Origin of the sequence: Arenibacter sp. P308M17 (genome assembly GCF_003426735.1) — a bacterium.
In the GTDB taxonomy this organism is placed as follows: Bacteria; Bacteroidota; Bacteroidia; order Flavobacteriales; family Flavobacteriaceae; genus Arenibacter.
In genome coordinates this window covers 99041-124944 of record NZ_QVON01000006.1, presented here as the reverse complement: position 1 = coordinate 124944, position 25904 = coordinate 99041, and the positions used below count along the sequence as shown (strand labels likewise).

The window sequence follows — 25904 nt, the reverse complement described above, 5'->3', positions numbered from 1 at the left end:
ATTTTGGCCTACCAGTATAGTATTCTTAAAAACTACAAACACCTATTCAGATAAGTTCCTTACATATGTTCTATCACCAAAGTTATACGTCTTTCCACCTAGTGTAGGAACTATACCGGTTTTTTTAAATGTTGGGATCTGAAAGCATTTTTTGAGGAAATTGTATAAAAAAGAAAGAAAATTGTGTAGAAGAAGGTCTTTGCGGTTGCATACATTTATTCCAATAATTCAATTGGAATGGCAAAAGCATACAGAACCCATGAATCCAATAAAGTTCTAACTTGAATTTTTCTAAGAGACTGTTTTGAAATGATGGATTTTTGCCGAAAGAACGAATCTCTTTAAAACCGGAAACCATGCAGATAAAGGAATCTTCGACAATGTATGATGTTATCATCGTCGGCTCTGGGGCAGGTGGTGGAATGGCCACTAAAATACTTGCCGATTCGGGTCTAAAGGTTGCCGTGGTGGAGGCAGGCCCTTTTTTTGATCCCAAAGATCCTGAACAAATGACACAGCTAAAGTGGCCATGGGAATCTCCGAGAAGAGGGGCGGGCACCGTGAGGCCATTTGGCGATTTTGATAGTGCCTATGGTGGCTGGGATATTGAGGGAGAGCCCTATACCAATATGGAGGGCAGCAATTTCAGATGGTTCCGTTCTCGGATGCTCGGCGGCAGAACCAATCATTGGGGCAGGATTTCATTACGATTTGGCCCCAAGGATTTTAAGCAAAAAAACGAGGATGGATTAGGCGACAATTGGCCCATTTCCTATGAGGATGTCAAGCCATATTATGACAAAGTGGACAAATTGATCGGGGTTTTTGGCACCAATGAAGGCTTGCCCAATGATCCGGACGGTTTCTTCCTGCCCCCTCCCAAACCAAGACTACACGAACTTTTTTATATACGCGGAGCACGAAAATCGAACATACCTGTTTATCCCTCACGGATGTCTATCCTTACCAAGATGATAAATCCCGATAGGGGCATCTGCTTTTATTGTGGGCAATGTTATCGGGCGTGTATGGTATATGCCGATTTCTCTTCGGAAACCTGTTTGATTTTCCCCGCACAAAAAAACGGAGGCCAGATCGATCTATTTGTGAATGCCATGGTAAGGGAGGTTACGACCAATGAAGAAGGTAAGGCAACGGGCGTTTCCTACATCAGCAAAGAGGATAGAAAAGAATATAAGCTAAAGGGAAAGGTCGTTGTGCTTGCAGCATCGGCCTGTAGCACGGCCCGTATACTGCTAAATTCCAAAAGTGCCCATCACCCAAATGGATTGGGCAATAGCAGCGATATAGTCGGAAAGTACCTGCACGACTCCACGGGGGCGAGCAGGGCGGCCTTTATCCCAGGCCTGATGAACCGTAAAGTATCCTATAATGAGGATGGTGTGGGAGGCATGCACGTTTATTCCCCTTGGTGGGGCGATAATAAGAAATTGGATTTTCCGCGTGGCTACCATATCGAGGTATGGGGCGGTATGCGCATGCCTAACTATGGGTTCGGGTTCAATGTAAATGAGTTCAACAAGTTCTTTGGGACAACTGTCGGAGGATATGGCAAAGGCCTCCGGGAGGATATCAAAAAATATTACGGGGCTGTCCTTGGCTTTGGAGGCCGGGGCGAATCTATTGCCATGAAGGATAATTACTGCGAAATAGACCCTACCAAGGTCGATGAATTTGGTATTCCCGTACTTCGCTTCCATTACAAATGGTCCAATTACGAACGCAAACAGGTAAGGCACATGCAGGATACCTTTGAAGAACTGATCCACAATATGGGTGGGGAAGCGTTGGGCGCAAAACCCATCAAGGAAGAGGATTATGGCATATCCCCGCCAGGCTGGATCATTCATGAGGTAGGCACTACCAGAATGGGCAATAATCCCAAAACTTCGGTAACCAATAAGTTTCAACAACTTCACGACACGGATAATGTATTTATCGTTGATGCGGGCCCTTTCGTATCCCAAGCGGACAAGAACCCAACCTGGACCATTTTGGCCCTCTCTTGGAGAACATCGGACTATATCATCGAACAATTGAAACAGCAAAATATCTAGGAAAATGGACAGAAGAAACAGTATAAAATCTATTATTTTGGGTTCGGTCGCAGGAGGATTGGCCGTACACGGATGCAAACCGGAAGCAGAGGCCAAGGCGGAACAGACCAAGGCCTTACCTGGCTACAACTACAAATATGGAAGAACCCCAAAGGAAAAGGGGTTGATCGTGGAACTGGAGAAGGAACAGTTTTTCAACGAACACGAGCTGGAAACCATTGCCGTTCTGGGTGATTTAATCTTGCCCGCCAATGAAGAATTTGGTAGTGCATCGGATGCCGGGGTTCCCGATTTTATAGAGTTCATGGCCAAGGATATTCCTGAAATGCAGACAACCCTCCGAGGCGGTCTGATGTGGTTGGACCATAGTAGCAATACCGAATTTGGTGCAGAATTTAAATCGGCACCGGAAGAACAACAAAAACAACTATTGGATGCCATCGCCTACCCCGATATCAAAGTCCCCGAGGCCGAACGCCCTTTGGAAATACAGTTTTTCTCGTTGATGAGAAATTTGACGATTACCGGATATTATACCTCTAAGATCGGCATTCAGGATTTGGGCTATAAAGGCAACACACCCACGGTTTGGGATGGCGTACCGGAAGATGTACTGAAACAGCACGGAGTTGCTTACGAAGAAGAATGGCTCGCAAAATGTGTGGACCAAAGTAAAAGGGGCATTCTGGCCGAGTGGGATAGCGATGGCAATTTATTGACATAGCCCATAAACTATCTTATTTTTCTCAAGAGCATAGCATCTGGCCCCAAAGGCAAATATTACAATGTCGAAAAAGTTAACAAATGGTGTTCGTTGGTGTCATGAAGCAACTGTTTTACTCAAACACGCGCAGTATATTTCCGGTAAGCTCAGTTCTGAATATTTTTAGCGGATTGCTTGTGATGCTGTTTAACGGTTTTCCCGTTTGGTCAAACCGTGCACCATGCGTTGAACAGTAATAGATACCCCCATCCTTCGAAATAAATCGCACTTCCTCGGTCTGTTGATGGCTACATATTTGACTGGCGGCCACATACTGCCCCTCCAAGTTTTTGGCCACTACCACGAATTCCTTTAGGATAAATCCGCCGTTGTTCTGTAAAGGCGCACCTTCCTGAGCGTCAAGGTCAATGGTAAAGTCAATTCCAGTAGGTATAGGCCTCATATCCTCGGGGGCAACATCTCCGTTGCCATCTTTCGAACAACCATGAACACAGGGAAAAACTATGGCGAATGCCGCACCGGCACCCAAATTCCGTAAAAACCGCTTTCTTTCCATAACAGATATGTTTATAAGAAAGGAACGACTTTATTGGAAAAAAAGTATCCTTAAACTAATTGCACTTAATTATTTATTTGGCCGATTTTAGCGATTACAGAATTTTTCTGACAAACATGACAATAGTCATATTTTTGTTTAAACCCTTCATTTACATTTGTACAGGTAATTAGCTAAAAAACAATATAACTCTATTATTTTAAGCGTTTTAAGCACATAAAATCCGAATAAGTTACTTTAAAACTTGAAAAAAAATTGATTAACTTGAGAACATGAAACGCCTTTTTCACAAAATATTTGCATTCACTTTAGCTTTCGCGGTGCTTTTTTCCACTACCGCGTTTGCAGCCGATATGCACTTTTGTTGTGATAAATTGGTGGACCTTGCTGTTTTCCGTAAAGTAAAATCTTGCGATGAAAAAGTCAAGCAACAAGATGAAAAATCTACCAAAGAATGTTCCCTAGGTCAAAAGGATTGTTGTAGCAACCAAACCTTTGTAAAGCAAGGAGAGGACAATCTAAAATCGGATTCCTTCGAACTGGATGCCAACAAGGTAGTTTTCTTAAAAGCATTTTTCTACACCAATGTAAATCTATTTCAAAGACTTGAACTTAAAACAGTTCCCTTAATAAACCATGATCCTCCCTGGATCGAGAAGGACATACTCGTACTTCACGAAACTCTCTTGATTTGATTTTTATTTAAGCAGATTATTGTAAAAATAATCTGTGCTTCCCCATTGGCCAACAGTACATTGTTGGTTATCTACTGTCGCACCTATTTTCTAGCGACAACCTTTTTCGACCTGTATTTTATCAGAGAATCAATCCTCTGACGCTTTATAGTTCAGTTAAGAACATTAATATTTTCATACATGGAATCCACTAGAATTTATTGGATCATGAACATGGTCTGTAGACGGTGCCTAAAGGTCATAAAACATGAGCTTGAAGAAATCAATATCGAGGTGCTTTCCCTTGAATTGGGAAAGCTGACCGTTCGTTCGACCAAAAACAATGACAGAGAAATAGATGCGAAGGTTATAAACATACTCCATGTAAATGGATTTGAAATCGCCAAAAGCGAAGAGGAAATGTTGGTAGAGGAGGTAAAGATCACCCTCATAGATCTTATCAAAGAGTTGCCATTGCATTTAAGGGAAAAGACCTCGGAACATTTGGCATCGACCATTCATCGTGACTATAAGACTTTGAGCAAGCTGTTTTCCAAAAAAGAACATACCACCATTGAAAAGTATTTTATAAAACTAAAGATCGAGAAGGTCAAAGAACTGATACAGCTACAACAATATACCTTTTCGGATATAGCCTATATGCTGGACTACAGTAGTGTAAACCATCTGTCGAGGCAGTTCAAGAACATCACGGGTATCAGCATGACCGATTATAAGAATGCAGAAGGCTGGGAGCGTAAATTCTATGACGAAATTATATAGATAAGAAAGAAAATTATGCAGACGAACACATACAAGAAAAAATAGATTTGTTAACAACTTAATACGAATAAAATGAAAAATTCTTGCCAATAATGACCACATTGGCGTTGATAAGTTTCCTTGGGACAAAAAGTTGAAGCGAACCCATTTAAACTTTTGGATTGAAGCAAAAATTAAGGTACGAAATGTGTTTGTGAAACTTCGGAAGTAAATAAAGGAAAAAGTTAAAACGAATCGAATAAACCTTAAATCAAATACAATGAAAACAGCAACACTAATTTTTTTGACGATCGGCTTGTTTGCCTTAAACGGTTGCAGCCAGAAAACTGACGTTAACGCAATGCTCGACAACTCCGAAACAAGAAGTGAGATTTTTGATGCCATTGCGAACAATCATGCATACATGACCGGTCTTATGGAAAACATGGAAGAGAGCGATCATGCAATGCAAATGATGCAGGGCAACCATAAAATGATGGGTGGCATGATGAAAGGCGATGGTATGCAAATGATGATGAAAGACAGTACGATGATGAAGAACATGATGCAATCCATGATGAAAAATGGTAAGATGATGGGGAACATGATGAAAATGATGCATGAAAAAGGCATGATGAGCGAGGATTGTATGGAGTCCTGTAAAAATATGATGGCCGAGGAAGGATTGGACATTATCGAGCAGGGCGAAATGGAATTGAGCAAGAGCCAAAGTCATGGTGATCATCATTAAAACACTAAAGTTTAACGCAAATACAGGAAAACATGAAAAGTCATTGGATATGGATGGTTATCGGTTGTGGGCTGCCCCTACTACTGATATTTTTCGCCCCGGCGTTGGGGATCACAGGGTATAACGGCCTTTTTGCCTTCATAATCCTGATGTTCGTAGTGCATCTCTTTATGCCGCATGGCTCACATGGTCGCAGTGGCCATAACCATGGCGGCCATAGCAATAAGAAGCACGGAGAAAGTAAAGAGGAAGTGCTAGATGATGGGGACAAAAAAGGACATGAAGGACATCGACATCATTAAATAACAGTAAAAGTTGGACAATGAAACGCAAATTTCAAATCGAAGGAATAAGCTGTGGCGGATGTGTGACAAGGGTCAAAAGAACTTTGGAAGAACATCCGGCGGTAGAGAAAACACAGATTTTCTTGCAGCCGAAAGGTGCCACGATTATCAGCATGAAGGAAGAACTTTCAGTAGATGAGCTGCAAGAGCAACTCAACGAACTTGAAGGCTATACCATAACAGAAATTAATTAAAATAACAATAATCTTAAATCTAACAGTATGTTTTATAGAGACGGAATTTTTTGGGGCATGCACCTTATCTGGTGGGCTATTTGGTTTGTGTTGCTGGCCTGGATATTCTTTGCCCCGTCCAGTTCGACTTATCAAGAAATTGAGGGAGACGACCCACTAATGTTGCTCAAAATGCGGTTCGCCCAAGGCGAGATTACCAAGGAGGAATATGAGCAATCAAAGGAACTTTTAAAATCGGACGATTGATCAAGGCCCCTTATTAGCACATTTGAAAATTAAAAACAAAAAATAGTAGTGAAATGTAAAGAACCAAGAAAATGAAAAAGCACTTAATTATGAGCCTTGTATTCCTGGCAGGAATACTGCTCTCAGCACAATTTACCTCTGCTCAGGCAAGCGATAAAACCAAAAGGCAGATGTATATCAACGGGAAGGGGGAAGTCTCTGACCGTGGTATGAAGCTCGGCTATATAAGCAAGGAGGATATTATCTTTAATAACAAGGGAAAGAAGCTCGGCTTCATTAAAAACGGGAAAGTATATGATGCGGAGGGCAATTCAATGGGAAAGGCAAAAAAGGGAGGTCGATATTATAACGATAGCGGTGAGTTCGTGCTATATGTTGAAGGGAACGATGAAAAATGTGAAATTCTTGATCCCAAAGGCCATTCCTTGGGCTATATACATAAAAACTACAAACTCCATGCCTGTGCGGTACACTGTTTTTTCAAGGAGAATAAGATTGAAGATGACACGGATGCAATATTGGCCGGGTATATGAACATCGAAAATGCCCTTGTTGATGATAACAGTGAGTCCGCAAGCGAAGCGGCAGCACAACTTTTAAATGACGCTACTGCCTTGAACGAAACCCATATGAAAAAGACTTTAGAGGAGTTGTCCAACGCCTACGATCTTAGAGAACAGCGAGAGCACTTTGCGAATTTGTCCAAAGAACTGTACATTATTTTTAAGGAAACAGGCTTGAACGGGAAAACCCTTTACTGGAACCATTGCCCGATGGCCATGGAAGGGAAAGGGGCAAATTGGCTAAGCTTGAGCGAAAATATTAGCAATCCTTATATGGGAGAAACTATGCCCGGCTGCGGTTTGGTAAAGGAGACCTTAAAATAGGCCTATATCAAACAGGACTAATATCACGTCATCCATAAAAAATTAATTTGGGATGAAGTCGATACATCAACAGAATTTTTTTAAACAAATAAGTCTAATCTTTTAAAACTGAAAACTATGCACTTTTTTAACGGACACTTCGGTGGTATGCACTTTATATGGTGGATCGTATGGTTCATTCTATTGATCTGGATCTTTTACGCACCATACGACCTGCCCTATACGAAAAACAGAAAAGAAGACCCACTGCGCATTCTTAAAAAGCGATATGCCAAAGGCGAAATCACGAAAGAGGAATACGAGGAGTCCAAGAAACTTTTAAAATCTGAATAAGGAGTAAACTACCTCGGGGCAAGCCCTCGAGGCATTTAACAGAAAAACATTTGATTTCGAGGTAAGCCTCGGTGTATTTAAATCTCGATTATCGAGTAAAATTTTAACACTTAAAACAAAATGAAATGAAAACAAAAATCAAAATGGCAGTAGGAATTGTATTGGCCACTTTCACATTATCGGCCTGTGCACAAAAACAGGAAAGTTCTGTAAAGGATATGCTTAAAGATCCGTCACAACAAGATGAGATCTTGACATTGATGGTGGAAGACCATGATTTGGGCAAGAAGTATATTACCAAAATGATGGATAATGACCATGCCACGGGCATGATGGTTGACGAACTCGTAAACGCAGCGGCAAACGATACCATTCTTGCCGGAAAACTCAGTGATATGATTTCCAGATATCCAGATCTGATGCTGCTAACTACACATCATTTTATGCCGGTCATCGCCAACGATAGTCTTTTGAGCGACACCTTTTGTGACCATACTCTTGAGCATAAGGATTTGGAAAAAGCTATGCACAATAAGATGGAGTACAAAAAGAGTATGGAAAAGAACCATTGATTACAATTTTAGATTTACCCTGCTGGGTATGTATCATTCAAATAAATTTGATATAACTATTAAAATAAACACACAATCATGAATCGATTAAACGTAAAAAAACTCGGATATGCTTTCGGTCTTACGGGAGCACTAATTTACTTGGGCTGTATGATAGTTATGTCAACAGCAGGTCGAGAAGGCACTATTGATTTTTTCAACAGCCTCTTGCACGGTTTAGATACCACAAGCATTATCAGGATGGATGTGCCATTATGGGAAGCAGGTTTAGGAATAGTACAAACATTCATCTTAGGGTGGCTTATAGGTGCCTGTATTGCGGCTTTTTATAATGCACAAATAAAAAAATAGATGCAATACGTCTGGTTTATATGGTCACTAATAATTCTTGCGCTCTGGGCAGTCATTTATCTGTTGAGAAAAGCATCAAGAAAAGAGATGCTCAAAATGAGCCTTATTACTATGCCGTTTGGGTTAACAGAGCCCTTATTTGTCCCAGAATATTGGTTTCCACCTTCGCTGTTCGATTTGGCAGAAAAATCAGGTTTCGACATAGAGAGCCTTATTTTTTCTTTTGCTATCGGCGGGATTGGCACGGTACTTTACAACCTTATTTTTAAACGAAGCCTTGCCGAAATACCACATAACGAACGGAACCACCAAAGACATAAGCTACATATTTATGTTCTCTTTATACCAGCAATAGTGTTCCTCATAATGGCGCTGTTTACATCGCTCAACCATATTTATTGTGGCATCATTGCAATGTTTTTTGGTGGTATGGCAACATTGTACTGTCGCCCGGATTTAAAAGGAAAGATATGGGTTGGAGGAATCTTATTTACTGTACTGTACTTCATTTATTTCGGAAGTATTCTTCCATTCTATCCTCAATATGTGGAGTTGTACTGGAATCTGGAAAACCTGACTCATCTTATTGTTCTGGGCATACCCATTGAAGAGCTTTTATTTGCCTTCACTTTCGGGATGTACTGGTCAGGGTTATATGAGCATCTGTATTGGAGAAAAGTAATGAAACCGATAACCATTGATTAGAGGTTATCTAATACGAACATAAAGTATCACCATTAAATTAAATGTCATGAAAATACTATTAGCAATAGATGGATCGGAATACAGCAATACAGCGGTGGAAGAACTTTCTAGAATGCGGTTCCCAGCCAACACCGAAGTACGTGTCATCTCAGTTTTCGAGAATCCCTTATTGGCCGCTCCGGGAGTAGTTCCCTTGGGCGGTTCCATGGGCAATTATTATGAAGAAGCCGTGTCAAACGCAAAAAAAACAGCAGAAGACATCGTACAGAATGCCAGTCTGGTATTGCAAAAGAAGAACGCCGATTTATCCATTACGACGGCTGTTGTGAAAGGCCTTCCAAAAATCACGATTCTGGATGAGGCAGAGACATTTGGTGCGGAACTAATCGTGATCGGGTCACATGGCCATGGAGCGTTCAAACGCTTCCTACTGGGCTCGGTTTCACAGTCCGTCTCAGTTCACGCCGACTGCTCGGTATTAATAGTTCGGAGGCCCAATACAGAAGAGAAAAGGTAATTCGCTTCAACCTCAGCGAAAAACATTGAAGGAAGAGTTGATTTGAAAAATACAGCTACGTTGAACACTATTATGGAAAATGCTTGTAAAGTTATCGATTTGATTTGCTTACCGGACACGAAACTGCCCCGGGTGGTGGTGGTAGGTGGGGGCTTTGCAGGCCTTGCTTTGGTAGAGGGGCTAAAAAAGAAAAACGTGCAGGTAGTATTGATGGATAAGAACAATTTCCATCAATTCCAACCCCTCTTTTATCAGGTGGCGACTAGTGCCTTGGAACCCGACAGCATCGTATTCCCTTTCAGAAAACAGATCAGCGGTTACAAGAATGTTCAATTTCGCCTGGCGGATGTCGAAAGAATAGAACCATCGCAAAATATGCTGTTTACCAATAAGGGAAAATTGAGTTATGATTATCTGGTTTTGGCTACGGGAACCACTACCAATTTTTTCGGGATGGATAATGTGGAAAAAAATAGTCTGGGGATGAAGGATATCCGTGATTCCCTGAACATCCGTCACATGATGCTGCAAAATCTGGAACAAGCGGCGATTACTTGCAATGATGAAGAACGCGATGCCCTTACCAATTTTGTAATCGTGGGCGGTGGTCCTGCCGGCGTTGAAATGGCAGGGGCCTTGGCAGAGTTTTGCAGGTACATCCTTCCAAAGGACTATCCCGAATATCCCTCTTCAATTATGAAGATCTATTTGGTGGAAGCCATGGACGAACTACTGGGAGCTATGTCCGACAAGGCCTCGGAAAAAACATTGGAGTACCTTAAAAATCTTGATGTTGAAGTTCTATTGAACGAAGCGGTCAGTGATTATGATGGCAAAGTAGTACAGACCAAGAGCGGTAAAATGCTATTGGCAAGAAACCTCGTCTGGACAGCAGGGGTCAAGGGACAATTTCCGAAGGGAATCAGCAAAGAGTCCATAGTAAAAGGGAATCGCTTAAAAACAAACGGATTTTTACAGGTGGACGGCCATAAGAACATCTACGCCATTGGAGACATTGCCGCATTTATTTCTGAAGCAACGCCGAAAGGACATCCACAAGTAGCACAGACAGCCATTCAACATGGAAAATATCTTGCCGAAATGCTGACCGATCTAATCGATGACAAACCATCAAAACAGTTTAAATATAAGGATAAGGGATCACTTGCCACCGTTGGTAAACGAAAAGCGGTAGCCGATTTGGGCAAGCTGAAGTTTGGGGGATATTTTGCCTGGTTATTATGGTCCGTGGTGCATTTGATGTCCATCAGTGGGTTTAGAAACAAACTGTTGGTAGGCTTTAATTGGGTCATAAGTTATTTTACCTATGAAAAGAGCAATAGGGTCATCATTAGGAACTTCAAACAAAGTTCCCATATAGACTCCCCATCGGATAAACAATTTGGGACATTGAAAAAGTCCGAAAATAAGCAAAACACAAAAATCGATGCTTAAAAACCGAAATAACATAGGCATTCGAAAATTCTTTGGCCATTATGCCAAGGGCCTAAACAATAGTGGGGTTGTTCTCTTTGTAACCGTAGTTGTTGCAATGGTCTGGGCAAATTCCCCTTGGAAAGAATTTTATACGGGTCTTATGCAAACGGACATCGGTTTTTACATTGCGGATTTTCGGTTATCGGAACCTTTGCTTTTGTGGATCAATGATGGGTTGATGGCACTGTTCTTTTTGCAGGTCGGGTTAGAGCTTAAACGGGAAATATTGGGAGGCAAACTTTCATCCCCTAAGAATGCTGTATTACCCATAGGAGCGGCAATAGGGGGAATGTTGATCCCCGCCTTCATTTACTATTTGTTCAACGGTTCCGGGGAGGCTTCCCAAGGATGGGGCATTCCAATGGCCACCGATATTGCCTTTTCGTTGGGGGTCCTGGCACTTGTGGGGAAAAGATTGCCCACCGCTCTAAGGGTATTTTTGGTCACATTGGCAATCGTGGACGATTTGGGCGGTGTTCTGGTCATCGCCCTATTTTATACTTCCGGTATTTCGGGAATGGATTTGCTCCACGGGCTACTCTTCTTCGGACTTCTCATAATAGGAAATTTTGCCGGGGTAAGAAGTACTTGGTTTTATGCTATTATAGGAATAGGAGGCGTGTGGCTGGCCTTCTTTTTTTCAGGAGTGCACCCTACAATTGCAGGAATTCTTACCGCTGTAGCAATTCCGGGTCGGGTAAAAATTAAAGAGGGAACCTTTCTAAAACGTTTGGACGCACTCCATAAAAGATTTCAGGAATCAAAGTCGATCAAAGGCACCCTTATATCCAACCAACAGTTGGAAATATTGGAGGATATTAAAACCACAAGTTCAGAAGCCGAAACTCCGCTACAAAAACTAGAAAGGGCTTTACACCCTCTGGTAAGCTTCATCATTCTTCCTTTGTTCGCCTTGGCAAATGCGGGGATACATCTTCATGGGGATTTGCTGAAGGTACTGACCGGCCCTGTTGGCCTAGGGATCGGTTTGGGGCTGATTTTCGGAAAATTCATTGGTATTGCAGCCTTTTCGAGGATACTTGTGGCACTTAAACTTGCCAAACTCCCTGAAAACGTGAGTTGGAATATGATTTATGGTACCGCCTTTTTGGGGGGCATCGGTTTTACCATGTCACTGTTTATAAATGAACTGGCCTTCTCAGATGAATCTTTGATTTTCGCCGCAAAAGTAAGTATCCTATTTGCCTCTCTAATTTCAGGAATAGTAGGTGCCATACTATTACATAAAAACAGTAAAAAATTAATAACAATTAAATAAATACGATATGAAAAATATAGCAGTAGTAGGATACGGAGTTATTGGCAAAAGAGTGGCGGATGCCATTAATCTACAGGAAGACATGAACCTTTTCGGTGTATGCGATGTCATTAGCGATTGGCGCATACAGACCGCTGTAAAAAAAGGGTATACCATATTCGCTGCAACTGCGGAAGCCAAGGAAAAAATGAGATCGGCGGACATCCAGGTAGCTGGCTCATTTCAAGACCTTCTAAATAAAGTGGACCTTGTAGTTGATTGTACCCCAAAGAACATAGCCGCAGGGAATGTTGAAACCTATAAGAAACAAGGACTTAAATTCATAGTCCAAGGTGGTGAAAAACATGAAACGACCGGTCATTCCTTTAGTGCCGAAAACAATTACGAATCTGCGATAGATTTGGATGCCACAAGGGTGGTTTCCTGCAACACTACATCCATTTTAAGAACGCTGACCGCGCTAAAAAGGGCCAACCTTTTGGACTATGCTAGGGGCACTTTGTTAAGACGTGCCACCGACCCTTGGGAAAGCCATTTGGGCGGCATTATGAACACAATGGTACCAGAAAGGGATATCCCCAGCCATCAAGGTCCGGATGCGCAAAGTGTAGATCCCGATCTCGATGTAATCACATCAGCGGTAAAAGTGCCCGAAACTTTGAGCCATATGCATTATTGGAACGTAAAGTTAAAGAAAAAAGCCACCAAGGAAGAAGTGCTCGATGCCTTTAAGACCTCAAGCCGGATTAATCTGATACACTATGACCAAGGACTGGTTTCCAACAACACCATTAAGGAAATGTATCTGGATATGGGGCGGCCTTGGGGAGATATGTACGAGGTAGCCCTTTGGGAAGATATGTTAAAAGTGGTAGGCGACGAACTGTTTTATGCCTATGTCGTGGATAATCAGGCTATCGTAATACCCGAGACCATTGATGCCATACGGGCATTAACGGGCATCGAAAGGGATGGTCATACATCCATTGCCAAAACCAACAAAAGTTTGGGAATCAATTAAAATAAAAACCATGAAAACATACGAAGATGTCGTGGAGCGTCTGGGTGATAAGGCATCCTACTATCTGGACCACGTTAGCGAAAAAATAACCAAGGATGAATTGCAGTTGCCCGAAAAAAATGTGGTGGATAAGGTATTCGTGAATAGTGACCGTAGTACGCGGGTACTCGGAAGCCTATCTCAACTATACGATCACGGCAACCTCGCAGGTACGGGATACTTGAGTATTCTTCCGGTCGATCAAGGCATTGAACATAGTGCCGCTTTTTCCTTTTATAAGAACCCCGATTATTTTGACCCTGAGAACATTATAAAACTGGCTATTGAAGCCGGTTGCAATGGAGTGGCCTCCACCTTTGGAGGTTTGGGTCTTTATGCACGGAAATATGCACACAAAATTCCATTTATCGTAAAAATAAACCACAACGAGCTTTTGTCCTATCCGAATACGTATGACCAAACTTTGTTCGGAACGGTCAAGGAGGCTTGGAATATGGGTGCGGTGGCAATCGGTGCGACCATATACTTCGGATCAAAGGAAAGTAACCGGCAGTTAAAAGAAATCGCAGAAGCCTTTGCCGAAGCACATAGTCTTGGAATGGCTACCATTCTATGGTGCTATACCCGTAATGAAGCCTTTAAAACCGCTAAGGAAGACTATCATTCATCGACCGACTTAACATCACAGGCAAATCATCTTGGGGTTACCATACAGGCGGATGTTATCAAGCAAAAATTGCCTATGAACAATTACGGTTTTAAAAACATTCAATTCGGCAAGTATGATGATGCCATGTATGAAACCTTGACTACAGAGCACCCCATCGACCTATGCAGGTTGCAGGTCGCGAATTGCTATATGGGCAAGATTGGGTTGATCAATTCGGGGGGTGGCTCCAAAGGGGAATCCGACCTGACAGAAGCGATTACTACGGCCATCGTCAATAAACGGGCAGGAGGCTCCGGTCTAATCCTGGGAAGAAAGGCATTTCAGCGGCCGTTCAAAGAGGGCGTGGAACTGCTACATGCCGTACAGGGTGTTTATCTAGAAAAGAAAATAACGATTGCATAATAGACCATAAAGAATGTTTGATACGGACATAAAATCATTAAAATCCCTTAATCACTACCTACAAAAATTGGTAGAGAATAGGCTATGGTTAAAGGTTATCATTGCTTTGTTCCTTGGGGTCGGTCTGGGGCTTTTATTAAGTCCGCAAAATGGTTGGATAACCAAAAGCACGGCCGAAGTTCTTGGCAATTGGTTGGCCCTTCCCGGAATGCTCTTTCTTAAATTGGTGCAAATGATCATGATTCCTTTGATCGTAGCATCGATCATAACCGGAATAGCAAGTAACGACAAGGAGAATTTGAAAAAACTGGGTGGTGGGGTGCTCCTGTATTTTTTATCCACAACAATTATTTCGGTTACCATAGGTACTGTACTTGCCTTGATATTTAGCCCTGGAAAGTATCTGCACCAACAGGCAGTTGTCGATCATGAACAAGCTTTGACCAATACTGTCGAAAGCACGGAATTGTCATTTGGAATAAATGATATTCCCAACGCCATAACAAATTTGCTGCCAGACAATCCATTGGCTTCGATGGTAAGTGGGGAAATGTTGAGTATTGTCATTTTTACCATCATCATTGGGGTAGCGGTATTATCCCTACCCGAAGATTTGTTAAGACCCGTAAAATTATTGTTGGGTGCCATTCAGGAAATCTGCATGACCGTAGTCAAATGGGCCATGTTGTTGGTTCCGGTCGCCGTATTCGGGTTAATGGCACAACTTACCTCCAGCGTTGGTCTGAACTCCCTTTCGGGTCTAGGGTTTTATGTCGTTGTTGTGTTGATTGGGTTGTTGATTCTAATCGGAATTTACTTATTGGTTGTTAGCATTTTGGGCAAGAGCAATCCTTTTCAGTTTTTACGTAAGATCAGGGATGTGCAATTACTGGCATTCTCAACCACTAGTTCTGCAGCAGTAATGCCATTATCCCTTGAAACGGCGGAAGAAGAACTGGAAGTGGATCCTGCCATTAGTAATTTCATTATTCCTATAGGAGCTACCGTGAATATGGACGGTACGGCACTATATCAGACCATAACGACCTTATTTATATCTCAGGCCTACGGATTGGAAATGGGCCTTTTGAATGTCATCTTGGTAGTGATTACTATCGTCGCGGCTTCCATTGGTACACCGGCAATACCGGGAGGAGGCGTAGTGATTTTGGCCTCAGTACTGTCCAGTGTTGGAATACCTGCCGAAGGAATTATCATCATTATAGGGGTGGAACGGCTACTGGGGATGTTTCGCACCGCAGTTAATGTTACAGGCGACCTTACTGCCTGTATGGTGTTCAACCGCTTCTATGGAAATAAGCCCGCCATAAGCCCAAAAAGTATTTCAAAAACAAAAAAGGAGTATTCCACGGTTTAAAAATTTAAAAAATGATGAAGTCAATCAACGATATAGATCTTTCTCCAAAACCGAACAAAGAATATTGGATAAACTGCCATAGGGAATGGCGAGAGGAAATCATCTACTTTCTTATGGTAGACCGGTTTCACGACAGCAATAAACGGAGCTCTTTGGACTTCGATGTTCGACATTCGGGTTTTGGCAATGAAGACGAATTGCAAAAACCCTTTGGGGGCACGATCAAGGGAATCATCGACAATATCGATTACATCAAAAATTTGGGCTGTACCGCAATCTGGCTGAGTCCAGTATTTGAAAACAACCCTCACTCCTATCATGGCTATGCCATCCAGAACTATTTGGATGTGGACCAACGCTGGGGCACCAAAAAAGATTTGGAAAGGCTCGTTGACAAAGCACATAAATTGGATATACGGGTTTTCTTGGATGTCGTTCTGCACCATTCCGGTGACAATTGGTCCTATCCTTTCGATTATGACTATTACTATGCGAACGGAGAACGGTTCCCGTTGGGAGATTGGCGCGAGAAAGATAGGCCGCTACCGATAGAACTGAGAGACCCGGAGCTTTACAACCGAAAAGGACAAATAAGGAATTTCGATAAATATCCCGAGACCCAAGAAGGCGATTTTTTGACCCTAAAAACATTTCGTAACGATGGTTCCCCCGAAAGCGAGAAGTTAGGGAAACTGTTGGCCGCCATACATTGTTACTGGATACGCGAGACCGACGTTGACGGTTTTCGGTTGGATGCCGTCAAACATATGAAGGGACAGGATATTAGCCGTTTTTGTTCCTCCATTCGCGAATATGCCTACTCCTTGGGCAAGAGAAACTTCTTTTTGTTCGGTGAGATTATCGGAAATGATGAGACGGGTAATTCGTATATCGGGCCGAAAATGTTGCCGGAGGACCAGAACGTGTATTACGGGTTGGATTCCGTTTTGGACCATCCGCTGCACAGTGTTCTGGCAGGAGTCATTAAGGGTGTTTCCTCACCTGAAAGACTATTGGAACGGTATGCTTCTTTACAACGGAATGCGCTCAGCCGGGGTGAATATGGGGATTTCTTGGTGACCTATATCGATGACCACGACCAAGTGGGCACAAATTTCAAACATCGCTTTGGCTATAACGCCACTCCTGAACAGATCGTAGCGGGCATGGGCTTTTTGCTCTGTGCCCTTGGTGCACCGTGTATCTATTATGGAACCGAACAGGGCCTGGATGGAAATGGGATAGATGACCGATATATCAGGGAAGGCATGTTCGACCCCAATGATACCGAGACCAATTTATTGAACCGGAATTCATGGATATACGGGAAAATTGCGGATTTGGCAAAACTTAGGCAAACAGAACCTATCCTGAAATTCGGTAGGATGTATTTTAGGAAAACTTCAAAGAACACGGTCGATTTTCACTATCCCAATTGTGAAGAATGCCTTTTGACCTTTTCCAGGGTACTTCACAACGGGGAGATTTTGGTGGTATATAATTCCTCCCCAAAAGATGTGAAAGTAGAGTATGTCCTAATCGACGCTACTATTAACAACGCAGGTGGCCATATGAAATGTATTTATGGAGGTAAAACCAAAGTAAAAGTGCAAAAAAAATTAGATCGGCAAGACAGCCGACTTTATATCAAGTTAAAAGTAAAACCGATGGAGTTTTTGATATTCAAGAACAGTTAAACAAGAACAAATGAACACAATAAAAACAATTTTTATCCTATCGGCATTGCTACTTTTCTCCATATTCGTAGCGTGCAAAACTGAAAATAAGACAAATAGTAATTCAACCCCTACCACAGTAAGCCATGAGGAAATGGAGATGGAAAGTAAAATAGACCGAGCATCACAGGAAGGCTTAAAAGGCAACACCGATACTGCCGAGGGCAGGCATGCACAACATGAATCGTTAAGGGACAATTTTGCCCATCAGGACATAATTATTCTGGAAAATCCATTTCAGCTGGAGAAAAATACCAAGAACGATTTGCAAGAAGTTGTACAGGCCTATCTCCTTCTTAAGGATGCCTTTGTCAACGGTGACCTTAAAAAAATTGACGATGCCTCGGCCGAAATGGAACAAAGGGTGGCTGCCGTAGGGACAAGTATCCTTCAGGAGTACGGATTGGCGGCTTGGGATCAACATAGTAAGCTGTACTGCGAAAAACTAAAGGAACTGCGCCATATTAAGGGTCTAGAGGAAAAACGTTCCTACTTCAGCCATATTTCCGAAGTGATCTACTGTACCATTAAAAGTTTTGACCTGAAAGATGGGCTGGAGCTTTACGCGACTTTTTGTCCCATGGCGCTAGATGGCAAGGGTGCCTATTGGATTTCTGAAGATAAAGAAATACGTAACCCGTATTATGGGGATAAAATGTTGAAGTGCGGTAAAATAGAAGAAACTCTATAAAAATATGAATACACGTAAACGAAGCTATAAAATATTCAGAATGACAGCATTGGGCATCTTAACAATAGTTGTGTTCTCGGTAACGATAATTACCAGTTGTCAGTATCTTAGGGTTACACTGGCTGCTCCCTATACCCCTGCGAGCATGCCCTTGAATTTGGAAATAGTGGGCTCAGGGGATAAAGATCTTGTTTTTATCCATGGCCTAACGGGATCCAAAAACTATTGGAAACGGGATTTGGATGCCATTTCAGGCACACATAAACTTCTGTTGGTCGACCTGCTCGGTTTTGGCGACTCCCCAAAGCCCAATAGTGATTATAGCCTTGAGATGCAGGTGGGTGCTTTGGAGGCAACTATATCAAGGGAAGGTTTTGATGGGGGCAGAACCGTGCTTGTAGCGCACTCCATGGGCACTGTCATCGCGTTGGCGCTTCTTGAAAAGCATCCCGATTGGTTCAAGGGTGCAATAACGATAGGTACTCCGGTCTATAAGGATATGGAAGAATTTAATGATATAATGTCAGAACATTCTCTTTTTGACAGGCTAACGGCAAACAAATATTCCAAATACCTCTGTTTGCTACATCCCATTTTTATGACCAGGATATTCAAGCCCGATAACCTGTCGGATGAAGTATTTGCAGATGCTAATAAACACACTTGGCAGAGCTATTACAATTCGTTAAACGAAATAATCCTGGACACTGACCTATATGCCATCGCCAGAAACATCGGAAACAAAAAAGTTGTTTTTATCCATGGCGATCAAGATACCACGGCTCCACTGGTTAATGCGGTAAAATTGGCCAATACCGTTTCAAATGCCGAATTTCTGACCGTCAATGGTGGCGACCATCAACTTTTTTTGAAAGACCCGAACATCGTCTGGAAAGCAGTCACGGATTTTTTCGGTTGATCGGCAGTAAAAATGGAATAAAATAAGAACTGGAAAATAAAAATGAAGATGAAAAAAACAAATAACACTCCGTATCAACTCTACGGATCGATGCACACCGACATCGAGGGAGTAGAAAACCTCATAGAACTTGCCCTCAATATACGATGGTCATGGAACCATGCGTCGGACGGACTATGGCAACAATTAGACCCGGAACTGTGGGAATTTACAAGGAATCCATGGGTCATATTACAGACCGTTTCACGGGATAGGCTGGAGCAGCATTTGTCCGATCCCGATTTTCGGTCAACACTGGATGGTCTTTTAAAGTTGAACGACGAAGCCCTTTCCGCTCCCTCTTGGTTCCAGCAAAAGCATCCAAAGACGCAGTTGCGCACCGTTGCCTATTTCAGTATGGAATATATGCTGAACGAGGCCCTTCCCATATATGCCGGTGGCTTGGGCAATGTAGCTGGCGATCAACTAAAATCGGCAAGTGATTTGGGCGTCCCCGTCGTTGCAGTGGGGCTGCTTTACGATAAAGGCTACTTCCGCCAGGAAATAGACAAACACGGCACTCAAAATGCCCTGTTCCCTTACAATGACCCCGGTCAGTTGCCCATTACGCCCTTACGTCTGCCCAATGGGGAATGGTTTCGGTTAAAGGTATCTTTACCTGGCCACCCGGTATGGCTACGTGCCTGGCAGGTAAAAGTAGGAAGGTGCTGGCTCTATTTATTGGATAGTAACGATGCGGCCAATTTACCCGTCCACCGAGGCATAACCGATGAACTGTATGGCGGTGGGCCAGATCATCGTATAAAACAGGAAATTGTTCTGGGCATCGGGGGCTACAAATTGCTCAGGGCCTTGGACATTATGCCTGAAGTCTGTCATATGAACGAGGGCCATGCCGCCTTTCTGGTGCTGGAACGCGCCAACGATTTTATGAAAACGAACAGAACTTCGTTCGAAGAGGCCCTTGCCGTAACCCGGGCAGGCAACCTATTTACTACGCACACAGCGGTCCCCGCCGGTTTTGACCACTTTAGCCCATCGCTTATGGAGCAATTTCTTGGCGGGTATGCCAAGGAAGAACTGGGTATCGATCTCAACGACTTAATGGCCCTAGGTCGGGCAGATGCCAATAATCGATGGGAGAGTTTTAATATGGCCTATCTCGCCGTTCGTGGTAGTGGTGCCGTGAACGGTGTTAGCCGCTTGCATGGCGAGGTGAGCAGAAATCTCTTTAGCAAGCTTTTTCCACGTTGGCCTATAGCCGAAATTCCCATAAGCCATGTGACCAATGGGGTCCATATGCCGTGTTGGGATTCCAAATATGCCGATGAACTTTGGACGGAGGCCTGTGGAAAAGATCGTTGGAGAGGGGAGCTTACGGACCATGAAGCGCATATTTCGAAGATTTCCGATGAAAAATTGTGGCAATTCAGGAACCAATCGAGAAATCGGCTCGTTAGTTTTATCAGGGAAAGATTTGAAAGTCAAGCTATGGTTTCCGGTCTTTCCTCCGATACAATTGCTGCCGCAAAAAAAGTGTTTGATTCCAACACATTGACTTTGGGCTTTGCTAGGCGATTTGTACCGTACAAGAGACCAGACCTTCTGTTGCACGATCCGGAACGTTTTATCCGTATCCTTACCAACTCGGAGCATCCCGTTCAATTGGTACTCGCCGGTAAGGCACCGCCATTCGATGAATCAGGGAAAGCATTGATACGAAAATGGGTGCAATTTATCCAACAAAATAATTTGCACAGGCACGTGCTTTTTTTGAGCGACTATGACATGAGGTTGACCGAGAATTTGGTACAGGGTGTAGATGTATGGCTGAATACCCCAAGACGCCCGTGGGAAGCTAGCGGAACGAGTGGCATGAAGGTACTCGTCAACGGGGCTATCAATTTATCCGAACTGGATGGTTGGTGGGCCGAGGCCTATACCCCGGAGGTAGGTTGGGCCTTGGGAGACGGTCAAGAACATGGTGATGACCCCGCTTGGGATGTCGCCGAGGCTACAGCTTTATATGACCTATTGGAACAGCAAGTCGTGCCCGAATTTTATGCGCGCAATAACAAAAACGTACCCGAACAATGGGTAGCACGGATGAGAAAAAGCATGGCGACCCTTACTCCCCAATTTTCTGCCAATCGCACCGTACGGGAGTACACTGAACAATTTTACCTTCCCGCGGCGGCAAGATATAAAAAACGGGCTGCAAGAAAAGGAGCCGCAGGAAAAAGGGTTTTGGATACTGCGCATGATCTTGGGCATAAATGGGAGGCCATAAAATTCGGAGAAGTTAATATTGAGAGTGAGCGCCACAAGCATCATTTTAAAGTCCCGGTTCGGCTGAATGAAATAAATCCTAAAAATATTATCCTAGAGCTTTTTGCTGAGGGTATGAACGGCAAACCACCGGAAAGAATCAAAATGAAATTTGACCGAATGGGAGAACAAGGGGAACATAATTTTTTTGCCCAGGTCAATACTCCCCGGCCCTCCAATCACTATACCGTTCGTATTCGACCCGATTACGAAGGCGTTGCCGTGCCATTGGAGGATAAGATGATCCTGTGGCAACATTAACTGGTCATAAAAAATTCAAAATAAATAAGTAATGAAAATACATGAATACCACGAAGTTGTACTGAAGAAGGTGAGTTTTAATGATGAACTTTTAAAGAAGGAATTGGAAAAGGCGATAAGGAATACCACCTGTTCGGAACAGCCCGCCCTGTTAGCGTGGTGTGGGAGGGAACTGGGGCCAAAATATGAAAAGATTGCCGCTTTTTATATGAAGGACAAGGATTGTGCCTTGCCAAATAAATGATTATTGATAAACGAAAGAAATGGGTCAATCGGCATAATGGGTTGAATCTTCATTACTAAAAGCCATAAATTTTAATCTAATACAAATAATGTACCCGGAAAATTCAAACATATTTACCATAAATGGTGGTTCGTCCAGCATCAAATTCGCTATGTACGAAATGGCCAAAACTCCGAAGCCTATATTTTCCGGGAGTATAAACCGCATTGGATTGAAAAATACAAGCTTCAATGTTGCCTACGTTGATCGGGATGAAAAGATGAGCTATGATGTATACTGTCCCGGTTTTTACGAGGGCGCCATATTTTTGATCTTATGGCTAAAAAGACAAAACAGTTATGATAAGGTCAAATGTATCGGCCATCGTGTCGTCCATGGCATGGAATATTCCCGTTCCGAAGTGATAGATGCAACTTTAATAAAGGAATTAAAGCGAATAAGGGATTTTGACCCGGAACATTTACCTGCTGAGATCGAAATCATCGAACTTTTTAAAAATAGATGTCCAAGGGTATTACAGGTAGCCTGTTTCGATACTGCCTTTCATACAACAATGCCACGCATAGCAAAAATATTGCCCATACCAAGGCGATTTGATCGGGCCGGTGTTCATAAATATGGCTTTCATGGATTATCGTATGCTTTTCTTATGGAAAAGCTAAAGGAAATAGCGGGGGCCGATGAAGCAAACGGACGCATCATTCTGGCCCATCTTGGGAACGGGGCCAGTTTGGCTGCTTTGAAAGACGGCAAGAGTATGGATACCAGTATGGGCTTCACGCCCGCAGGTGGATGTATAATGGGCACAAGGAGTGGGGATTTAGATCCGGGAGTTGCTTGGTACATGATGAACAACGAGCGAATGGACATCAAACAGTTCAATCATTTGATCAATCATGAAGCCGGTCTTTTAGGGGTTTCGGAAACGAGTGCCGACATGCAAGACCTTCTGAAAATGGAAAGTTCGGATGTAAGGGCTGCAGAAGCGGTGGCCTTATTTTGCTATCAAGTAAAAAAATGGATCGGCTCATTTATGACCATATTGGAAGGCCTGGATACCTTGATTTTTTCTGGCGGCATCGGGGAGAACGCACCCATAATACGATCAAGGGTTTGCGAAGGCCTTCGTTTTGCAGGAATCGAATTGGACGAGGACCGAAACAATCAAAATCAATCCGAAATTTCGATAAAGGGTGGCAAAGTAAAAGTATTGGTAATACCTACCAATGAAGAGCTCATGATCGCGAAATGTACGACAGACCTCTATATTCAATCAAAAATAAAGAACAACGGTTCAAAAGTAAGTAAGACATGGAAAAGCAAGATAATAAAATAGGAAAAGAGGAATTATCCAACGAACATCTAGAGAGAATAGATGCCTATTGGAGGGCCTCCAATTATCTGTCCGTAGGGCAAATATATTTGCGTGACAACCCCCTGATGCGGGAACCACTGAAACCGGAACATATCAAACCCATGTTATTAGGGCATTGGGGTACTACGCCCGGCCAAAATTTCATATATGTGCATCTGAACCGTATCATCAAAAAATATGACCTGAACATGATATACGTATCGGGACCAGGCCACGGCGGACCGGCACTTGTTGGCAGTACCTACCTTGAAGGAACGTATAGTGAAGTGTATCCTCACATAAGTCAGGATGAAGAAGGATTAAAAAAACTGTTTACACAGTTTTCCTTTCCGGGCGGAATCCCCAGCCATGTCTCCCCCGAATGTCCTGGTTCCATACACGAAGGCGGTGAACTGGGCTATTCCCTGAGCCATGCATTCGGTGCGGCCTTTGACAATCCCGATCTCATCGTGTCCTGTGTAGTGGGTGACGGGGAAGCGGAAACCGGTCCGTTGGCTACGGCATGGCACTCCAACAAATTCCTAAATCCGGTGACCGACGGTGTGGTGCTTCCCATTTTACATCTCAATGGGTATAAGATTGCCAATCCCTCCATTTTGGCCCGTATCGGGAATGAAGAATTGGAACAACTTTTTTTAGGGTACGGATGGAAACCCTATTGGATCGAAGGGGATGACCCAAAGTCTATGCACCAAAAAATGGCGCAACTATTGGATCAGGTAATCGAAGAAATTAAAGTGATAAAGGAAAATGCCGCCCAAGATGACAATGTGGAACGTACCCATTGGCCAATGATCATTCTAAAATCCCCCAAAGGGTGGACGGGACCTAAGTTCGTAGATGGACAACCTGTGGAAAATCATTTCAGATCGCATCAGGTACCCTTATCGGATGTGGTAAATAATCCGAAGCACCTAAAGCAGTTGGAAGATTGGTTTAAAAGCTACAAACCTGAAGCGCTTTTTGATGAACAGGGACGATTTTTATCAGAATTGGCCGACCTGGCACCTAAAGGCGAACGGCGAATGGGGGCTAATCCGCATGCCAACGGAGGAATTTTATTAAAGGATTTACATATGCCCGACTTTAGGAATTATGCATTGGATGTTTCGGAACGGGGAAAAATGGGTAATGGCGACACCCGCGTTCTAGGCGAATTTGCCAGGGATATCATAAAATTGAACGAAGCACAACGAAACTTTAGGATTTTCGGCCCCGATGAAACGCTTTCCAATCGTTTAAATTCAGTTTTCGAGGCTACTGATCGCCAATGGGAAGCCGAAACCATGCCTACCGATGAACTCCTTAAAAAAGACGGGCGCGTGGTGGAAATGTTGAGCGAGCACCAATGCGAGGGCTGGCTGGAAGGGTATCTCTTGACCGGACGACATGGTCTGTTCAATTGTTACGAGGCGTTCATCCATATTATCGATTCCATGTTCAACCAACACGCCAAGTGGCTAAAAGTAACCTCAGAGCTGCCTTGGCGCAGAAAGATCGCTTCCCTGAACATACTTTTGGCGTCCCATGTATGGCGACAGGACCACAATGGGTTCACCCACCAAGATCCTGGCTTTATTGATCATGTGGTTAATAAAAAAGCCGAAATAGTCCGTGTTTATTTGCCGCCCGATGCCAATTGTCTTTTATCCGTCATGGACCATTGTTTTCGGAGCAAGCATTATGTGAATGTTGTCGTCGCCGGTAAACATCCCGCACCGCAATGGCTCCCTATGGAGGAGGCGATCATACATTGTGCCAAAGGCATCGGTATCTGGGCATGGGCCAGTAATGATATAGATGCGGAACCCGATGTCGTTATGGCCTGCGCGGGCGACGTGCCTACCCTTGAAACCTTAGCTGCCGTATCCATACTTCGCGAAAAATTGCCAAATCTGAAAATACGGGTCGTAAACGTGGTCGATCTGATGAAGCTCCAGACCGAGACGGCACATCCACATGGATTAAAGGATTCCGATTTTGATATGTTGTTCACTAAAGACAAGCCTGTCATTTTCGCTTTTCATGGCTACCCATGGCTTATACATAGATTGACCTACAATCGTACGAACCATGCCAATATCCATGTAAGGGGCTATAAGGAAGAAGGCACGATAACGACCGCTTTTGATATGACGGTATTGAATGATATAGATCGATTTCATTTGGTACAGGATGTCTTGGACAGGTTGCCGAACCTTGGTGACGAAGTAGCTTACCTGAAACAGGAGATGCAAGACAAGCTGATCGAACACAAATACTACATCCGAAAAAATGGGTTGGATATACCCGAGGTCAGAAATTGGAAGTGGAACGGGCAAGACTAATGTGATAGCAAAGCTCTTTTAAATAATAATAATAATAATAATAATAATAATAATAATAATAATAATAATAGTTTCTAGAAAA

At 43.1% G+C, this 25904-nt stretch carries 27 protein-coding genes; 26 read left to right on the top strand and 1 reads right to left on the bottom strand.

Features of this window, described 5'->3' with window-relative positions:
- Window positions 1-356: 356 nt before the first annotated feature.
- Both D0S24_RS14990 and D0S24_RS14985 read left to right on the top strand, forming a co-directional pair.
- On the top strand, window positions 357-2078 hold the full coding sequence (locus tag D0S24_RS14990) for a GMC family oxidoreductase (RefSeq protein ID WP_117020669.1): 1722 nt from the start codon (window positions 357-359) through the stop codon (window positions 2076-2078).
- Between the two features lie 4 nt (window positions 2079-2082).
- Complete coding sequence (locus D0S24_RS14985) at window positions 2083-2802, top strand: gluconate 2-dehydrogenase subunit 3 family protein (RefSeq protein WP_117020668.1); 720 nt, start codon at window positions 2083-2085, stop codon at window positions 2800-2802.
- 112 nt (window positions 2803-2914) lie between these two features.
- Here the strand turns inward: D0S24_RS14985 and D0S24_RS14980 are convergent, their stop codons facing one another.
- Complete coding sequence (locus tag D0S24_RS14980) at window positions 2915-3358, bottom strand: ubiquinol-cytochrome c reductase iron-sulfur subunit (RefSeq protein WP_117020667.1); 444 nt, start codon at window positions 3356-3358, stop codon at window positions 2915-2917.
- A gap of 272 nt (window positions 3359-3630) precedes the next feature.
- Between D0S24_RS14980 and D0S24_RS14975 the strand changes: the two genes are divergently transcribed.
- The 24 genes from D0S24_RS14975 to D0S24_RS14860 all read left to right on the top strand — a co-directional run bounded on the left by D0S24_RS14975 (window position 3631) and on the right by D0S24_RS14860 (window position 25822).
- Window positions 3631-4053, top strand: coding sequence for an HYC_CC_PP family protein (locus D0S24_RS14975; RefSeq protein WP_117020666.1), 423 nt, complete (start codon window positions 3631-3633; stop codon window positions 4051-4053).
- Window positions 4054-4233: 180 nt separating this feature from the next.
- On the top strand, window positions 4234-4815 hold the full coding sequence (locus tag D0S24_RS14970; protein ID WP_117020665.1) for an AraC family transcriptional regulator: 582 nt from the start codon (window positions 4234-4236) through the stop codon (window positions 4813-4815).
- A gap of 340 nt (window positions 4816-5155) precedes the next feature.
- Complete coding sequence (locus tag D0S24_RS14965) at window positions 5156-5545, top strand: hypothetical protein (protein WP_251795800.1); 390 nt, start codon at window positions 5156-5158, stop codon at window positions 5543-5545.
- Window positions 5546-5577: 32 nt separating this feature from the next.
- Entirely contained in the window at window positions 5578-5847 is a 270-nt protein-coding gene (locus D0S24_RS14960; RefSeq protein ID WP_117020663.1) for a hypothetical protein, read from the top strand.
- 20 nt (window positions 5848-5867) lie between these two features.
- Window positions 5868-6083 carry a heavy-metal-associated domain-containing protein gene (locus D0S24_RS14955; protein ID WP_117020662.1) on the top strand — a complete coding sequence of 72 codons (216 nt, stop codon included), beginning with the start codon at window positions 5868-5870 and terminating at the stop codon, window positions 6081-6083.
- 27 nt (window positions 6084-6110) lie between these two features.
- Complete coding sequence (locus D0S24_RS14950) at window positions 6111-6329, top strand: SHOCT domain-containing protein (protein ID WP_117020661.1); 219 nt, start codon at window positions 6111-6113, stop codon at window positions 6327-6329.
- 71 nt (window positions 6330-6400) lie between these two features.
- A complete protein-coding gene (locus tag D0S24_RS14945) occupies window positions 6401-7216 on the top strand; it encodes a 5-fold beta-flower protein (RefSeq protein ID WP_117020660.1) in 816 nt (271 codons plus the stop codon).
- A gap of 117 nt (window positions 7217-7333) precedes the next feature.
- The gene (locus tag D0S24_RS14940; RefSeq protein ID WP_117020659.1) at window positions 7334-7549 is read left to right on the top strand and encodes an SHOCT domain-containing protein; all 216 of its coding nucleotides are present in this window, start codon (window positions 7334-7336) and stop codon (window positions 7547-7549) included.
- Between the two features lie 125 nt (window positions 7550-7674).
- Window positions 7675-8121: a hypothetical protein gene (locus tag D0S24_RS14935; protein WP_117020658.1), complete on the top strand. Its 447-nt coding sequence runs from the start codon at window positions 7675-7677 to the stop codon at window positions 8119-8121.
- Between the two features lie 78 nt (window positions 8122-8199).
- The gene (locus D0S24_RS14930) at window positions 8200-8472 is read left to right on the top strand and encodes a DUF5676 family membrane protein (protein WP_093978455.1); all 273 of its coding nucleotides are present in this window, start codon (window positions 8200-8202) and stop codon (window positions 8470-8472) included.
- On the top strand, window positions 8473-9177 hold the full coding sequence (locus D0S24_RS14925; protein ID WP_117020657.1) for a lycopene cyclase domain-containing protein: 705 nt from the start codon (window positions 8473-8475) through the stop codon (window positions 9175-9177). It begins immediately after the preceding gene.
- 46 nt (window positions 9178-9223) lie between these two features.
- Window positions 9224-9694, top strand: coding sequence for a universal stress protein (locus tag D0S24_RS14920; RefSeq protein WP_093978453.1), 471 nt, complete (start codon window positions 9224-9226; stop codon window positions 9692-9694).
- A gap of 72 nt (window positions 9695-9766) precedes the next feature.
- On the top strand, window positions 9767-11149 hold the full coding sequence (locus D0S24_RS14915; RefSeq protein ID WP_117020656.1) for an NAD(P)/FAD-dependent oxidoreductase: 1383 nt from the start codon (window positions 9767-9769) through the stop codon (window positions 11147-11149).
- Window positions 11142-12470, top strand: coding sequence for a Na+/H+ antiporter NhaA (gene nhaA, locus D0S24_RS14910; RefSeq protein WP_117020655.1), 1329 nt, complete (start codon window positions 11142-11144; stop codon window positions 12468-12470). The genes D0S24_RS14915 and nhaA overlap by 8 nt, the downstream gene beginning before the upstream one ends.
- Before the next feature lie 7 nt (window positions 12471-12477).
- A complete protein-coding gene (locus D0S24_RS14905) occupies window positions 12478-13491 on the top strand; it encodes a type II glyceraldehyde-3-phosphate dehydrogenase (protein ID WP_117020654.1) in 1014 nt (337 codons plus the stop codon).
- A gap of 10 nt (window positions 13492-13501) precedes the next feature.
- Complete coding sequence (locus D0S24_RS14900; RefSeq protein WP_117020653.1) at window positions 13502-14563, top strand: class I fructose-bisphosphate aldolase; 1062 nt, start codon at window positions 13502-13504, stop codon at window positions 14561-14563.
- A gap of 13 nt (window positions 14564-14576) precedes the next feature.
- On the top strand, window positions 14577-15941 hold the full coding sequence (locus D0S24_RS14895; protein WP_117020652.1) for a dicarboxylate/amino acid:cation symporter: 1365 nt from the start codon (window positions 14577-14579) through the stop codon (window positions 15939-15941).
- Window positions 15942-15952: 11 nt separating this feature from the next.
- Window positions 15953-17638 carry an alpha-amylase family glycosyl hydrolase gene (locus D0S24_RS14890; protein ID WP_117020651.1) on the top strand — a complete coding sequence of 562 codons (1686 nt, stop codon included), beginning with the start codon at window positions 15953-15955 and terminating at the stop codon, window positions 17636-17638.
- 10 nt (window positions 17639-17648) lie between these two features.
- Window positions 17649-18368 carry a DUF3347 domain-containing protein gene (locus D0S24_RS14885; RefSeq protein ID WP_093978446.1) on the top strand — a complete coding sequence of 240 codons (720 nt, stop codon included), beginning with the start codon at window positions 17649-17651 and terminating at the stop codon, window positions 18366-18368.
- A 4-nt stretch (window positions 18369-18372) separates the two neighbouring features.
- A complete protein-coding gene (locus tag D0S24_RS14880; RefSeq protein ID WP_117020650.1) occupies window positions 18373-19287 on the top strand; it encodes an alpha/beta fold hydrolase in 915 nt (304 codons plus the stop codon).
- 48 nt (window positions 19288-19335) lie between these two features.
- A complete protein-coding gene (gene glgP / locus D0S24_RS14875; protein WP_220377772.1) occupies window positions 19336-21876 on the top strand; it encodes an alpha-glucan family phosphorylase in 2541 nt (846 codons plus the stop codon).
- A 31-nt stretch (window positions 21877-21907) separates the two neighbouring features.
- Window positions 21908-22120, top strand: coding sequence for a hypothetical protein (locus D0S24_RS14870; protein WP_093978443.1), 213 nt, complete (start codon window positions 21908-21910; stop codon window positions 22118-22120).
- Between the two features lie 88 nt (window positions 22121-22208).
- Window positions 22209-23456, top strand: coding sequence for an acetate/propionate family kinase (locus D0S24_RS14865; RefSeq protein ID WP_093978442.1), 1248 nt, complete (start codon window positions 22209-22211; stop codon window positions 23454-23456).
- Window positions 23432-25822, top strand: a complete 2391-nt coding sequence (locus D0S24_RS14860; RefSeq protein WP_093978441.1) for a phosphoketolase — start codon at window positions 23432-23434, stop codon at window positions 25820-25822. Before D0S24_RS14865 ends, D0S24_RS14860 begins: the two co-directional genes overlap by 25 nt.
- Window positions 25823-25904: the final 82 nt, after the last annotated feature.